The organism is Acinetobacter courvalinii (assembly GCF_014635545.1).
Lineage (GTDB): Bacteria > Pseudomonadota > Gammaproteobacteria > Pseudomonadales > Moraxellaceae > Acinetobacter > Acinetobacter courvalinii.
This window is the reverse complement of record NZ_BMDA01000005.1, coordinates 12,994-28,326: the sequence shown is the minus strand read 5'-3', so window position 1 is coordinate 28,326 and position 15,333 is coordinate 12,994. Positions and strand designations below refer to the sequence as shown.

Here is a 15,333-nt window from a genome sequence, read left to right as displayed (position 1 = left end):
GTTGCAAATCGTCGCAAGGATATTTAGCCGAGAATATGTTGAACTGAATGAAAATCCACTAACTATGGGTTTCCTCTTCATCATCCCCCTCAAAAGTCTTGGAAATTTTTTCAATATTCAGGCTCTTGGCCATCGCATCAAAGATGTTTTTATACACGCCTTGTTGCTGGTACAGCTGATGATGCTCACCATGCTCCACGATCATGCCATCCTGCATGACATAGGTATAATCCGCATCAATAATCTGTGACAGACTATGGGAAATAATAATAACCGTCCGTCCTTGCTTAATCTCATCCAGACTATGTTTGATCTGTTCAGTTGCGATTGCGTCCAGACTTGCGGTCGGCTCATCCAGAAAAATAATCGGGGGATTTTTCAGGAACATACGGGCAATCGCAATCCGTTGCTGCTGTCCACCTGAAAGCAATAAGGCGTCGGACTGATAGGCCTGCGGTAATTTCAGAATCTGCTCATGAATCGAGGCTTTCTTCGCGGCAGCAATAATTTCATCCTGTGTTGCATTCATCTTGCCATAACGGATATTTTCCTCAATGGTTCCCTGAAAAATATGATTTTTTTGCAATACCAGACCAATATGATCCCGTAAATATTGGGTATCGATATCATTTAACGAGGTGCCATTCAGTAGAATTTCACCCGATTGCGGCAGATAAAACTTATCAAGTAGACTGATCAGGGTAGATTTCCCCGCTCCCGATAAGCCAACCAAAGCGGTAATCTTGTTGGGCTGGATGGTCAGGTTAATATCCTTCAAAGCATGAAAACCATTGGGATAGGAAAAATTCACCTGTTTCAGCTCAAATTTGCCGGTGAGTGGCGAGGGTTTTAACTGGCCCGACGTCTCCACCTCATCATCCGCTTCCAGTATCTTGAAAAAGCTTTCTGCATAAATCATCGCGTCATTGACTTCATCATAGATCCGGTGCAAGGACCGGATCGGCGCAGAGACATTGTTAAATAGCAGAATATGAAACATGATCATGCCGATGCTCATATCACCGACCAGCACAAAATAGGCGGTGAGGATGATAATAAACACCACACCGATCTGTTCAATAAAGGTTTTTAAGCCCTCGAACAGAAAACTAAGTTGCCGTGTCCGCATCTGGTGATCGGTTAACTGTTTTTGTAGCGTCAGCTGTTTTTCTGCTTCGATCTGTTCACGGTTAAAGGATTTGATTACAGTGATCGAGTTGATAATACTCAAAATACCCTGACTTTTACGCTCGCGCCCATCACGTAAATTACGGCGCGTGCCACTGAGTTTCTGCGCCTGTTTAAAGGTGACCCAAAAATAAATCGGGACAATACACAGTGCCACCAGACCGATCCAGACATTGGCATAGAACATCAAACCCAAGGCGATCAAGGCACTACTAAACAGCGGGAAAATCTCGATAAAGAAAATCTGTACCAGTCGGGTGATCGAACCAATCCCCCGATCAATACGGGTCTGTAATTTTCCGGCCTGATTATCATCCTGGGTAAAGAAAGCCAGCCGATATTGCAAAAATTTCACGATAATCGACTGCGCCACATCTTGTGAGATCAAGATGCGGAGTCTCTCACCAAAGAACTTTTGTCCAAACTGAATAAAGATATTGATGATCTCTTTACTCAACAAAATCACACTAATGGTGACCAGAATATGCCAGCCTGCACTCAAGCCCTGTCCTGATTCAACCACCGCATTGATCTGATCAACCGCATATTGCAAGGTCAACGCATTGACCTGTGCGGTTAGAGCACCAATCAAAGTCAGCAGCAAGGTCACGGCAACCAGCCACTTATAGGGAAGAACAAAAGGTTTTACTTTATGAAATAGCTGCCATAAATTCATATATTCAACGTCTGCCTTTTATGCGTGCAATGTGTATGAGTCAGCGATATTAATTACAGTTCTTCTTCCAATACCTCTGCATTATTTTTCTTGATCTTCTCCATTTTGCTATTCAACTTCAGCACATCCTGATACAGCGTATTAAATTTTTTCACCTGCGCTGTTTCACGGAAAAGAATCATTTTGTCCTTTCTTTGCCATTGGTGTTTTTTCAGCATGTCAAACATGGCTTGTGCTTTTTCAATAATCTGCTGTTCGATCGGGAAAATATCATGCGCTTTATCCGCTTTCAGGTTACTTTCCAATTTTGCCTGTAAGGACTGTCGCATTTCATTATGAATGGCCAGACTTTTTGCCTGTTCCATAGAACTGGACTGAATCTGTTGTCGTGCATGTTCATATTCAGTGGATGCTTTACGCACATCCGCCAGCATCTGTTCAGTTTCTTTATAATCCTGTTTTCGATCCTGATCTAGTCGTTCTACATCTAGAAAAGTATCCCAGTTCGCAGCTTTAAGTTCACGTAGATAACGATTGCGCGCTTCAACATTCTGCATCCAGTAGTTGAGCAGGAATTCTGACATCAACTTGTAATCGCCAGATAAGCGATCGTCATGAATATCCAGTTGTACAGGTGTAGTCCAGTCTTGTGCCTGATCATAAAGTGTACGCATTTTCTCAGCCATCACCACTTCAAACATCTGTTTATTGTTGGCAGCACGTTGCTGTAATTGATGTTGATAGAGAAAAAAAGAACCGATGCCAAGGACCACCACAAGGAAAAATAATAAAAAACGGCGCATATTGCCTCCAAATTCATTATATTTTTTTATGTTCTGAATCTTAGTTTAATCGATAAAAGACAAACCTTTATATGATTTTTATTTCAGTTCTCGTAACGCAGCATTACATATTCATCGCTTTAAATTCATCGGCTCCGCCCCTATTATCTGTTTAACGAGAATTGAAGAGATACGCCATGCGTGTAGATATTTGGTCAGATGTGGTCTGCCCTTTTTGTTATATCGGTAAAAAACGTCTTGAACATGTCGCAGAAGAAGCAGGCATTGAGCTTGAAATTCACTGGCATAGCTTTGAGCTGGACCCAGATGCACCAGCCAAGCATGACACATCGAATACCGAACGTTTAGCCAAAAAATATGGTCGTAGTTATGCGGAAATGGAAGACATGGAGCGCAATGTTGCAGCGATGGCAGCAGCTGAAGGCATCGACTTCCAATGGCAAAAAGCCAACTCGGGCAACAGCTTCAACGCACATCGAATTATTCATCTTGCCCAAAGTAAAGGCTTGGGCAATGAAGCGGAAGAGGCATTCTTCCATGCCTATATGACCGAAGGTCTGGCCATTGGCGAACGTGAAGTGGTGGAAGAAATTGCATCACGTATCGGTCTGGATAATGCCGAAGTCGAATATGTACTGGATTCCGATGAGCTGGCAGATTTCGTTCGCCACGATGAGAAAATTGCGCGTGAACAGTTGAATGTTACTGGCGTACCATTCTTTGTGTTTGATCAAAAACTGGCGCTGTCTGGCGCACAGCCACGTGAGATTTTCTTGCAAGCCTTGCAACAGGCGCAATCTACATCCTCTGAACAGATTGAGCAGGACGATGCAGCTCAATGTAATGATGAGCAATGTGAAATCAAGCCTTAATCATAAGACTCAGCTGCTTTAATCAAAAGATTAAGGCAGCTTTCTGATAACTCAAATAATAAAAATCAGTATTTATATCTCCCCCTTTCATTATTTATAACCGACTTCATTCGTCCCATTCATGTGAATGACTTTTCTGCTTTTTATTTAATGTGCTTTTCACCACTGCTTCTGTGAGGCTGGTCACAACTCGTCCATAAATTTATAGATGTCTTTTTACTTTATCATCTGGATATCCGATTCATTCTTTTAAAATGTTTTTACTTTCAAAGACAAACCATGATCTATATCTCGATTTAAAATCTCTGAATGTGATTTTCTACTCTTTTTTAAGCTATAGATTTTGTCTGGTTTTCTTCTATAATCGTCATAAAGTGACAATCTTTTGTGATGTATATTCAAGCGTTACGCGCGTTAATCGAGCTTTTAATGCCAGTCGAATAGACAGATAGCTCACAGCTTGTCATAGGGGCAAACATATACTTGAGCAACAATAATTGATAAAGCCGGTCTAAAACAGCGGTCAAATTTGCACTAATTCAGTATTTAAAAAAACAGGCTCAAGCCTATCTCTAAGGAAACAGCAGATGGACGTATTAGAGAAAGCACTTTTGGTGGATGAGCTCAAACATCTCATCGATGGGCTCAAAAATGAGAAAACATCACTTTTTGAAATTGCAAAAGCCAAACAACGGATTAAAGATATTTGCGCATCTTGCGACGATCCTGCATTTCAGCAACAAGTAACACCATTCAAGCAATTTATTCTGAATGAAGAATTTTCGGCTGACGATTTAGCCAGCTATGGTTTTAGCATGACCTATCGCGGGACCTATAACTTCATGGGACGGGTAGAAAATGCCTTATTTGCTTCGGCAGATATGGGCTGGGCAGCGTTACGTCAGGCACAACTCTGGCAAGTCTGGGTGATCCGGCCGGCCTTATCCTTTCTCAAAAGCCCTTGGCTAAACTCATCAACAGATGCCCTGCAGTGGCTGCAAAATCATGCTCATGAATATATCAAAACCGATCATGAACTCCAGCATCTAATTCCGGTTCTGCAACCGCTGGATCAACATCTATCGGATCAAGACCAGCAGGCTTCAAACGATGCACTGGCAAGACTCAAACAAGAAAGCGCCAACTTTCAATCCCAGCTCGATGCGATCATTCAAGATAAAATCAGAACAGTGCCAGAAAGCGTAGCTGCGCCAGTACCTATCGAGAACCGGATCAAACCGGGTTTTAGACACAGTGCCAAGCCTTCACCGCACCTGAATAAAGCACAGCCTTTAGCCTTGAATGATTTTAATCTGGATGGCCTGATCTGCCGTCTGGAACGTATTGATGCACGGACCTTTCCCTCGTTGTATCGGGCCGATTTGCATAATGAGATTGACCAGAATATTAAGATTGACTGGCTCTATTTAAAAGCCGAAAACGAAGCACAACCCATCTGGGAATCTGCGCAGGTTTTTGTCGCGGAACAGCTCTATGCGCAAGGGCAGTTTTCCCATTATGTGGTGCTGGTGGGAACCCATAACGTGGAATATGCCATTACTATTCTGCAAGCCTATACTGATCAGCGCCATACCCGCACCAGCTCGATTCATCAAACCAGCTGGTCCCATTTCAAACAGCATTATCATCAGCACGAAAGCCTGTTCAATGAATGCATTATGAATGGTACCTTGGTGTGGCAACGTGATCAGCGCGTTTATCCGTATATCCCGGCGTCATTTATCAATACACAAAAATTCATTCCATTTGAAGAAACCTCTGCGACCTTTTTTACTCCTGTGATTTTATTACGGGAACGTCAGAAAATCCGGGTCATTCATGGCTTGGAACGGGTAAAACTTTCCAGTGAAGATCAGGCCTATCCCTATTTATTATTAGACCGCAGCGATGGTTATACCTGGCAGTTGATTCGTCAGGTGATTAGCCGATTACCGCAACCGATTTCGGTGCACGATTTATATCAGGCACTGGAAAACAGCATGCCGGTCGAATCCTCTTAAACGCCTTTCAATCGCTCATTCATTTCATCCATCATTTCAAGCTATTCAAAATCGACTGAAGCTTGGAAGGGTGGCTGTTTATTACGCTAAATCCTTATGATCTTTAGCATTTTTGTACAGTTAAATTGCTGCTTTTTGTGACAGCCGCTTGATTTTATGCATTAAATCATCAAAAGTTAAACCAAGAACAACATATAAGCCTTTATTATGAATAATTTACAGCAAATGGTACCATCGCGTATCGTTTTTGCTTTGCTCGCATTGACGATGGGTACGTTCAATGTAGCGCAAGCAGAAACCACTCCCTCACAGCAAAATCAGCAGCCGAATACAACTTCGCAAAGCAATTCGGAAAATGCGCTGGACTATATTCCCCGTTTGGTCGATGCCACTCCGACGATTTTCCCCGAGCAGTCCGACCAAGTGAATGTTCCTCCCACCGCGGAAACAGAAGATAAAACCTGGTTTGATAAAAAACAGCGTCGTATTCGGGAATGGGCCGATAATACTTCAGTGAAAATTGATGACTGGTTTGGCGAAGTCGATCCTGATAAACCCGCCTCAGCAACCATCCGTGTCATGCTGGATAATTACTGGAATGAATATGATAATTATGAGGTCAAGCCCCGTATTCGCGGTAAGATTAAATTACCGACCTTAGAGAAAAAGGTCAGCGTGGTGTTCGGTGATGACACCTTGGATGATGAATTCAAGAATAATGTCGGCAATACCAATAATCAGCCCAATCAGGACCCAGATAAAAAATTTGACTCCAAGCAGACCCGTGATAGTAATGGCTCGCTGGCCTTGCGTTGGTCAAATTTCTCCAAAAAATTACCTTTTGAGACCGATGCCGATCTTGGTGTGCGCTCAGGCACGGATATTTATGCGCGTTTAAGAGCCGAAAAACACTGGGATTTACGCAATGATTTCCGTTTTAATGCCGAACAGATCTATCGTTATGGCAGTAAAAGTGAAAACTATTTACGCACCAATCTTGAACTGATCCATGCGCGGCCAAACCAGCCTTTCTTATCCAATCAGTTCAGCTTAACTTATGCCGATAAGCAGGATGATGATCTATGGTGGGATAACCGTATTTTCCGTCAACACCAGTTCTTTGCCCACAATACCTTCAATTACGGCATTTACACGGGCGGTTACTACAACAACAGTGACTTGCGTTTAAATAACTGGGGACCGTTCGTATCATGGCGTCAACCGCTGTGGCGCGAATGGTTCTACGTACAAGGTGATCTCAACTATTTCAATGATCACCGTGAAGATCGTAACCATTACGTGAGTACCTTTGTGCGTCTGGAAACCTTATTCTAAATTTCAGGCCAGCCTCGAAAAGCCCAAATGCTCCGTTGTTTGGGCTTTTTTTATTGAAAAAATAATATTTCTTTCAATAAATCCTTAAGCTTTGCTTGTTACCGTCATCTTTTTTTATTGTTCTTGTTTATGGCATGCGTCATCAATACGCTGTGGTTGTGTATTTTTTGATTGTAGGAAACCTGTGTCTGGGGGATCTGCTGATGCCTTTATTTCCACTGCTTTTACCTGTCAGCAGATCGTTTAATCGTCCTTCTGTTTCAGGAGATACAGCATTTGTTCAAGCCTACCACTCACCAACAACCAGCTTCAGTTGTACAGAAGAAAATAAGCTTGCTGCAGATGATTCACAACTTGCACACGACTTAATGGCGGTTTTCGGCACCGATACCCTGTGGCAACGGGCTCAACAGCCTCAACCAGTCAAAAAATTAGGTAAAAACAACAAACATCACAGCCAGCAAAAGCTTGCGACAGCAAATCCGCTCAGTGCAAGCTGGTCAACCATTTCAAGCCTATTACCTTTTAGTAACGATCTTGATCTGGGTGCAAATTCAGATACCGATATCTATATCCAGTTTCTCGCCAAAAAGAATTGGGCTTTGCCTTTAGGATTACAGCTCAATACGGCGCAAATTTTCCGTTATGGCTCCAGCAGTAAAAACTATGCCGAAACCAATCTTGATCTGACCCAAAAACTTCAGCATCAAAACCAACTGTCAAGCCAGTTCAATGTTTCCAAAACTCAGGATACCGACTATAGCTGGAGTAATCGCACCTTCCAGCAACTACATTTCTTGTCGCAGGATAAGCTGAGTTATGGCATTTTCAGCACAGGAGAATATGAAAATAGAGAACTGCGCGTTAACGAATGGGGGCCCTACTTTTCCTGGCGCCGTCCCATCTGGCGCAACTGGATTTTTATGCAAAATGATCTGAATTATTTAAATGTCCCTGCCACCAGACAGGCGGATCATTTTAGTTACCAGATGAGCTTTGAAGCACATTTCTGATGAAAACATCGCCACAGTTGTGGATAACTTTAAGGTTATCCATAGCAATAAAAAAACCTCTGCCGAAGCAGAGGTTTCTTGATCAAATGCCTTATTTTAATAACAAGCTATTGATGCGTTTGACATAGGCTGCCGGATCTTCTGGTAAACCACCTTCTGCAATCACCGCCTGATCAAAGATCACATTGGCGAGATCATCAAATTGCGCTGAACTTTCCAGTTTTTTCACCAATGGATGCTCAGGGTTAATTTCCAATGTTGGTTTAATCTCAGGAACCGCTTGACCCGCCTGTTTCAACATACGAATCAATTGTGGAGACAGCTCCCCTTCACTGGTCACCAGACAGGCTGGTGAATCAACCAGACGTGTCGTGACACGCACTTCTTTGGTCTTGTCTTTTAATGACGTACTTAAACGCTCGACCACCGGCTTAAACTGCTCTGCTGCCTGCTCTAAGGCTTTTTTCTCTTCAGCATCTTGCAGGTCGCCCAAGTCAACTGCACCTTTCGATACGTTTTGAAGCGGCGTACCATCAAACTCAAATACGAAGTTCATGGCCCACTCATCGACACGGTCCGCCATGAGTAAAACTTCAATGCCTTTCTTCTTGAACACTTCAAGCTGTGGCGAATTCTTAGCTGCAGTCAGGTTTTCTGCGGTGACGTAGTAAATCGCCTTCTGACCTTCTTTCATCCGTGCTTTATAGTCAGCAAAAGAGGTTGAAATGTCATCATTGGTCGAAGTCGCATAACGTAATAGCTTTAAGATCCGTTCGCGGTTACCGGTATCCTCACCCAAACCTTCTTTCAATACTGAACCAAACTCGGTATAGAAAGTCTTGAATTTCTCTTGGTCTTTTTCATCTTCAGATTTTGCCAAACCATCGAGTAAAGTCAGTACACGACGTGCATTGCCTTCACGAATGGTTTTCACATCACGGCTTTCTTGTAACAGTTCACGGCTGACATTGAGCGGTAAGTCAGCGCTATCGACCACGCCTTGAACGAAACGTAAGTAATTCGGAATCAGGTTATCCGCTTCATCCAGAATAAATACACGTTTTACATAGAGCTTGATGCCCGCCTTGGCTTCACGGGTGAATAAATCCTGTTTGGCCTGACTTGGGATATATAATAATTGCGTATATTCGGTACTACCTTCCACGCGGTTATGTGCCCATGCCAACGGTTCAGCAAAATCGTGGCTCAGGTTTTTATAAAATTCGATGTATTGTTCATCGGTGATTTCGCTCTTATTCCGCGTCCATAGCGCGCTTGCCGAGTTAATCGCTTCCCATTCATCGGTCTTGACCATCTTACCGCCGCTTGTAGCCTTAGCCTCTTCACCTTCAGCGACTTCGTCCTCTTGCCAAACTTCTTTTTGCATTTCGATAGGCAAGCTGATGTGGTCAGAATATTTATTGATAATTTGTTTAACTTTCCACGACTCTAGATACTCAAGCGCATCATCACGTAAATGCAAGATGATGTCTGTACCACGTGTGGCTTTATCAATGCTTTGAACTTCAAATTCACCTGTGCCGCCGCTAATCCAGCGCACACCTTCTGCTGCATCTAGACCGGCACGGCGTGATTCCACCGTAATCTTGTCCGCAACAATAAAGCCTGAATAGAAACCAACACCAAACTGACCGATCAACTGCGCATCGGCTTTTTGATCACCGGTCAGTTTAGACATAAAGTCTTTGGTGCCCGACTTGGCAATGGTTCCCAGATTATCAATCGCTTCTTGCTGGCTTAAGCCAATCCCGTTATCCGAAATGGTGAGGGTTTTATTGTCTTTATCTAAAGTGACACGAACATGCAGGTCTGGATCATTTTCATAATATTCAGGATGATTAATCCCTTCGAAACGTAACTTATCGCACGCATCAGACGCATTTGAAATCAATTCACGCAAGAAAATTTCAGGGTTGGAATACAGAGAATGCGTCACTAAATGTAATAACTGAGCAACTTCAGCTTGGAAACTATAATTTTGTGCGACTTGTTCACTCATAAATCACTCCTTTCTGTGAGGCTTATCTATTTGGAATGATTTATGAATGGTGTATATCTTGAATTTTTCAATCCTTGAAGCGTATTTTTCAGGCAAAAAATATACAAAACGGTAATTAGAACGGACCTCGACTCAATACTCGCTCCTGTAACAGCTGATCAAGCTGCTGTTGACGTTGCGCATAAGCACGTTTGATACACGGCGTAATGGCACCACATGAGTTACGTTGTTTTAACCACTGAAATTGTCTGTCTTTTTCAGCATCACGTCCGCCCATTGGCAAGGCATGTAAAATAATCTGATAGGTCGTTGCCATTCTCACATCCGCATCATTCAAACTGCGTTCATTACAGATTTGCTGCTCGACTTTCAACTTAGCTGCCTTACAGGAGTAACTGGCCGCATGCGCTTGGGATAAAAATAACATGGGGATCAACAATAAAATCGAAGTCATTAGTTTTTTCATGATGATGGTCTCACTTTTATTAAGATTATTTTTTCAGCATACAAAACTCTCTGTGTAAGGCCTGTATCGGTTTTATATTGGAATTGCAAAAATAAAAAAGCCCCACAAGGTGAGGCTTTTCAAGAGCAAGTTCGGCTTAGAACTTATAGCTATAACCCAATGTGTATACCATCGGATTAATATCTAGATCAGTCAGCTTCTGACCATTTAATTTTACTTCAGGATTGATTTGTGCATAACGCGCATCAAAGAATACCCCCCAGTTTTTTGCATCAGCAGGCTGGAAGTTAAAACCGACCTGGCCGGCAAAACCAAAGTCTTCTTTCACTTTTAATTTTGCGCCTTCTAAAGCACCTGTTGTTTCTTCATCCCAAGTTACAAAAGCTGTGCCACCCACACCAATATAGGGTGTGAAACGGGTTGAGTTTTTAAAGTTATATTTAAAAGTCACAGTAGGTGGCAATTGTTTAAGCTTCGCTACTTTTTCACCATTTAATAACACGTCATGTGAAATCGGTGTCGCCAATAATAATTCAGCAGAAAAAGGCGTATCACCGAAGAAATATTCAACCGATGGCGTAAATGCAAATTCATGATCTGCTTTTAATGTGCCAACACCCGCAACCACAGTATCGTCTGTTGGTGAAATTACACTTCCACCAAATTTAACCTGAAAACCCCCTGCAAATGCAGTTGAAGATAACCCCAATAAAGCAACAACTAAAACTTTCTTTAACATTTAAACAACCTCTTTAACAATTTATGTTCTTGTTCAACATAATAAACACGCATATTTACATTATGCAATAGAGATTAATTCCAACTATTTTAATTTACTTTATAATGCATTGAATCTTAATAAAATATAATTGTTAAAATATGTAATAATTAGTAATTCAGACTATTTTAATCAACTTAAATGACTATAAAACCTAGTATTTTTATCAGATTTAAAAATAAATTAAGCCAAATTTAAAAATATAATCATATATAACTTAATATTAAAAACCCATTATAAAACCAGATTTAAAAAGAGACAAAAAATGTCATTTAATGATTATTTCTAGTTTTAAGCCATACTTTATAAAGCAAAAAAATGGCTCATTTCTGAGCCATTTCTGATTATAAAACCATTGCTGCAATCCAGCCAAAAATAAGGAGCGGGATATTAAAATGTATAAATGTAGGCACAACCGTATCCCAAATGTGATCATGTTGACCATCAACCCCCAGACCTGCTGTTGGCCCCAAGGTTGAATCAGAGGCTGGTGAACCAGCATCACCTAAAGCAGCGGCTGTGCCAATCAGGGCAATGGTTGCCAAAGGAGAAAAACCAAACTGTACGCACAATGGCACGTAGATCACCGCCAGTACAGGTACGCTTGAAAACGATGAACCAATCCCGATGGTGACAAACAGACCGATAAAGAGCATCAGCAATGCCGCAAGCGCATGATTATCCCCAATGATATGCACTACACCATTGACCAGATGCGTAATGTCGCCTGTATGCGTCATCACTGAAGCAAAACCTGCCGCAGAAATCATGATAAAGCCGACCAGCGCCATCATGCGCATGCCCTGCACAAACACATCATCGGCATCTTGCCATTTAAAAATGCCCGAAGCAGACAGCACGGCAAAACCGACCAGACCACCCAGAATCATCGAGCCTGAATAGAGCTGTGCAACCAAGGTTAAACCAATCGCGAGCAGCGCCATAAACATGGTTTTCTTGGAAATATAAGGCACATTCTCTGCTTCATGTTTCAGCTCTTCAGCATCGGCTTTGAGATCATATTCTGCTTGGGTGGTAACTTTTAACGGTTTATCCAGATCAATCGTTTTAACTGGCGTAATTGAACGGTCAACATAGATGCGTGGCTTACGATAGCTGATAAATACCGCAACCAGCGTACCAATCACCATGCCTAATACTGGAATCGCCATACCGATTGGCATCATGCCTCGCTCGACATGCAAGCCATAAGCGGCGCCAATCTTGTTGATATTGCCCATCAGAATCTGTTCAAGGAAGATCGCACCAAAGCCCACAGGCAGGAAAATATAGGTACCGACCAGACCCAGTGTCATGACACATGCTGCCGCACGTCGATCCAGCTTCAAGTGATTCATCACTTTCAATAAAGGCGGAACCAAGACTGGAATAAAGGCAATGTGGACAGGAATCAGGTTTTGAGAAAAAATCGCAGCAATCAGTAAAATCGTCAGCAAAAGATATTTCACTTTGGTCTGCTGATTTTTACCTGCTTCCATCCCCAATAACCCAATCAGTTTATGCGCCAGCAAATCGGGCAATCCTGATTTGGACAGTGCCAATGCAAATGCACCCAACACCGCATAAGCCAATGCAACTTCAGCTCCATCACCTAAGCCGGCATTAAATGCTTCGACGGTTTGAGAAAGGCTTAGACCAGCGACCAAGCCGCCAATAATGGCTGAAATCACTAATGTGAGAACAACAGAAACTCGTGCCAGTGACAGGATAAACATCACGGCAATCGCAATTACGACAGCATTCATGAACAAATTTAGGAGCAAAGAAAAGGCGACATTCTAGCAGATTCATAAAAACCTAGCTGAAAATATCGCCTGATTATCGCTAATCTTAAGTGATTTTTAGCTTAATAATTCCACTAAAGCCTTAAGCCGCCTGACGCTGGACAAACTGACGGATCAGTTCAGCAATTTTTTCGGGCTGACTCAACACTGCCCAGTGATTGGCATCCAGTTCGGTATATTCAAACTTTTCAACCCATTTTGGCATCGACTCGGTAATGTACTCGGGACTAACGAAAGCATCGCGCTTTAACACGATGGCCTGAACGGGACACTGGGCATAACGCTGGCGTGGCCGGGTTAAAGACGGAATAAAGTTGGCGCGATACAGGTTAATCCCGTATTTGCCATCGGAGGCGATGTTGGCATTTAATGGCAAATCTTGCTTTCTCTCTAAACCACTTAAAATCTTGCCCCATTTTTCAGGACTAAAAAAGGTCCATACCGTCGGTGCAATCAGGGGTAAATGAAAAGCCCCGATATACCAGGATTTCGTCAGCATTTTTAATACATTGCTTGGTGCAGCTTTAAATTTTTCCCGTAGATAAAATGAGGCATGATCCAGACAAGGGCCTGAAATCGTGGTATAGGACAACAAGCGGCCTTTGAGTTTTGGTTCAGTTGCAGATTCCCAAGACTGTAAAGATCCCCAATCGTGCGCTGCCATATGAAAATTACGATTTGGTAACACCTGATCAACAACTTCCTGTAAATCCAGTGACAAGCGTGGCAAACGGTAGTCCTTAATCCGTTTCGGAATAGACGATAAGCCGGCACCACGTACATCATAGGTCACCACATAATAGTCATTGACCAGTTGCTCAATGATCGGCTCCCAGACTTCCTGATTATCTGGATAGCCATGTACCAGCACCAAAGCCGTGTTTTTCTCATCGCCCCATGTTTTGACACAGAGTGTTTGCTGATCCGATGTGGTTACTGTTTTTACTTGTGTTTGCATAATTCTTTCCCATTTTGTTTTCTATCGGCCTGGTGATAAAACAGCCATTGCCAGCGATACACTAAAAATGATACTTATGGAGTATGAATAGAGTTGCAAGAAAAAAAATTGACCATGAAAGACTTTTTCAGAAAAATTCGAACCATTCCGGCAATTTCCAGATTTCTGCTGAATCACTACTCCCCTTATCGTGGGGCGGGAATCGAGATTGAAACCATTGATCTGGATGACTACTACATTCGGGTCAAAATGCCACTCACCAGACGCAATCGCAATCTGGTCGGAACGCATTTTGGCGGTAGTTTATATTCGATGGTCGATCCTTTTTATATGTTGATTCTGATCCATCATCTGGGCAATAAATATATTGTCTGGGATAAAAGTGCCACAATTAATTTTATTGCGCCAGGCCGCAATACCGTTTATGCCGAGATCCAGCTGAATGCCAATGAAATCACCGAAATTAAGCAGCTGGCAGAAAATCACCAACCGGTTTTACGGCATTACAGCTTAAATATTGTGGATGATGCTGGCACGCGTATTGCCGAAGTCGAAAAGGTGCTTTATATCCGGCGTAAAAAACCCAAAGCCTCATTAAAACCATAGCAATAAAAATGCCTGCAACACGTGCAGGCATTTTTTAAATCTGTTGCGCAGACATTATCTTTTCTTCTCTTGAATGGCTGCACCAGCACCACCGCCGATTGCACCACCAATCGCAGCGCCTGAGTCACCGCCAAAGATGGCTTTACCTACCACAGAACCGATACCCGCACCAATCGCGCTACTGGTTGTAGAACTGCTATTCGCGCCTTTTGCATTGGCACCAACACCTGCACCCGCAGCTGCACCAACGCCCGCACCAAGACCACCGCCCACGTGGTTACCTAAACCACCACCGACAGCACCACCAAGCGCTGCGGTACCAATACGCTGGTCAGAGGCACTCATATTTTGACAGCCTGTGAACATTACCGCCGATAACACCAAAGTTGAAACTAAACCGATTGTTTTTTTCATGCCTATACTCACTTCTCTTATGCTCTACCCAAAAGCATAATCCTCTTTTATGGGGAATTTGATCACATTGTGTTATCACTCTGTCCCAATCGATTAGTATTTTGTAAAGACAGTGTTTGGGGCAGGTAGCTCGGGTGGCTAAAGGATTTTGAAATAATTAAGGATAGAAATAATCTTGATACACCTGATCAAAAACTTGGTATTTATTCAACAGAATTCATTTGTTATGAAGCCGACTAAAGACATTATAATTTTTCTTGAAGCGCGCGCAGCAATCAAACTTTATCACTGAAAGAAACATTTATAAAATAATAGTTAGAGAGATGATCTGATTGAATTATTCAGATCATCTCCCAAGTCATCTACAAATTTAGGCGC

The 15,333-nt window shown here is 42.5% G+C and carries 13 protein-coding genes; 5 read left to right on the top strand and 8 right to left on the bottom strand.

Features of this window, described 5'->3' with window-relative positions; genetic code table 11:
• Positions 1 to 58 precede the first annotated feature (58 nt).
• Positions 59 to 1,864, bottom strand: coding sequence for an ABC transporter ATP-binding protein (locus tag IEV39_RS15210; protein WP_005280938.1), 1,806 nt, complete (start codon positions 1,862 to 1,864; stop codon positions 59 to 61).
• A 53-nt stretch (positions 1,865 to 1,917) separates the two neighbouring features.
• Positions 1,918 to 2,667, bottom strand: a complete 750-nt coding sequence (locus tag IEV39_RS15205; RefSeq protein WP_005280940.1) for a hypothetical protein — start codon at positions 2,665 to 2,667, stop codon at positions 1,918 to 1,920.
• Between the two features lie 176 nt (positions 2,668 to 2,843).
• On the opposite strand from IEV39_RS15205, the gene IEV39_RS15200 reads away from it, so the two are divergent.
• The 4 genes from IEV39_RS15200 (at position 2,844) to IEV39_RS15185 (ending at position 7,908) form a co-directional block, all read left to right on the top strand.
• Positions 2,844 to 3,539 carry a DsbA family oxidoreductase gene (locus tag IEV39_RS15200; RefSeq protein WP_005255509.1) on the top strand — a complete coding sequence of 232 codons (696 nt, stop codon included), beginning with the start codon at positions 2,844 to 2,846 and terminating at the stop codon, positions 3,537 to 3,539.
• Positions 3,540 to 4,126: 587 nt separating this feature from the next.
• Positions 4,127 to 5,560: a hypothetical protein gene (locus IEV39_RS15195; protein ID WP_005280943.1), complete on the top strand. Its 1,434-nt coding sequence runs from the start codon at positions 4,127 to 4,129 to the stop codon at positions 5,558 to 5,560.
• Positions 5,561 to 5,767: 207 nt separating this feature from the next.
• Positions 5,768 to 6,895, top strand: coding sequence for a hypothetical protein (locus IEV39_RS15190; RefSeq protein ID WP_005280948.1), 1,128 nt, complete (start codon positions 5,768 to 5,770; stop codon positions 6,893 to 6,895).
• Positions 6,896 to 7,029: 134 nt separating this feature from the next.
• Positions 7,030 to 7,908 (top strand): hypothetical protein, encoded by an 879-nt coding sequence (locus IEV39_RS15185; protein WP_005280950.1) that lies wholly within the window; start codon positions 7,030 to 7,032, stop codon positions 7,906 to 7,908.
• A 91-nt stretch (positions 7,909 to 7,999) separates the two neighbouring features.
• Here IEV39_RS15185 and htpG read toward each other — a convergent pair whose 3' ends face one another.
• The 5 genes from htpG to IEV39_RS15160 all read right to left on the bottom strand — a co-directional run bounded on the left by htpG (position 8,000) and on the right by IEV39_RS15160 (position 13,935).
• On the bottom strand, positions 8,000 to 9,928 hold the full coding sequence (gene htpG, locus IEV39_RS15180; protein ID WP_005280953.1) for a molecular chaperone HtpG: 1,929 nt from the start codon (positions 9,926 to 9,928) through the stop codon (positions 8,000 to 8,002).
• 115 nt (positions 9,929 to 10,043) lie between these two features.
• Complete coding sequence (locus IEV39_RS15175) at positions 10,044 to 10,394, bottom strand: lysozyme inhibitor LprI family protein (RefSeq protein ID WP_005280955.1); 351 nt, start codon at positions 10,392 to 10,394, stop codon at positions 10,044 to 10,046.
• A gap of 136 nt (positions 10,395 to 10,530) precedes the next feature.
• Positions 10,531 to 11,133 carry an OmpW/AlkL family protein gene (locus IEV39_RS15170; protein ID WP_005280958.1) on the bottom strand — a complete coding sequence of 201 codons (603 nt, stop codon included), beginning with the start codon at positions 11,131 to 11,133 and terminating at the stop codon, positions 10,531 to 10,533.
• Between the two features lie 383 nt (positions 11,134 to 11,516).
• A complete protein-coding gene (locus IEV39_RS15165) occupies positions 11,517 to 12,938 on the bottom strand; it encodes a Na+/H+ antiporter family protein (protein WP_005280960.1) in 1,422 nt (473 codons plus the stop codon).
• 121 nt (positions 12,939 to 13,059) lie between these two features.
• Positions 13,060 to 13,935: an alpha/beta fold hydrolase gene (locus IEV39_RS15160; RefSeq protein ID WP_005280963.1), complete on the bottom strand. Its 876-nt coding sequence runs from the start codon at positions 13,933 to 13,935 to the stop codon at positions 13,060 to 13,062.
• Between the two features lie 114 nt (positions 13,936 to 14,049).
• Here IEV39_RS15160 and IEV39_RS15155 point away from each other — a divergent pair, with 114 nt between their 5' ends.
• Positions 14,050 to 14,541, top strand: a complete 492-nt coding sequence (locus tag IEV39_RS15155) for a DUF4442 domain-containing protein (protein ID WP_005280965.1) — start codon at positions 14,050 to 14,052, stop codon at positions 14,539 to 14,541.
• A 54-nt stretch (positions 14,542 to 14,595) separates the two neighbouring features.
• On the opposite strand, the gene IEV39_RS15150 is transcribed toward IEV39_RS15155, so the two are convergent.
• Positions 14,596 to 14,955 carry a YMGG-like glycine zipper-containing protein gene (locus tag IEV39_RS15150; protein ID WP_004774022.1) on the bottom strand — a complete coding sequence of 120 codons (360 nt, stop codon included), beginning with the start codon at positions 14,953 to 14,955 and terminating at the stop codon, positions 14,596 to 14,598.
• Positions 14,956 to 15,333: the final 378 nt, after the last annotated feature.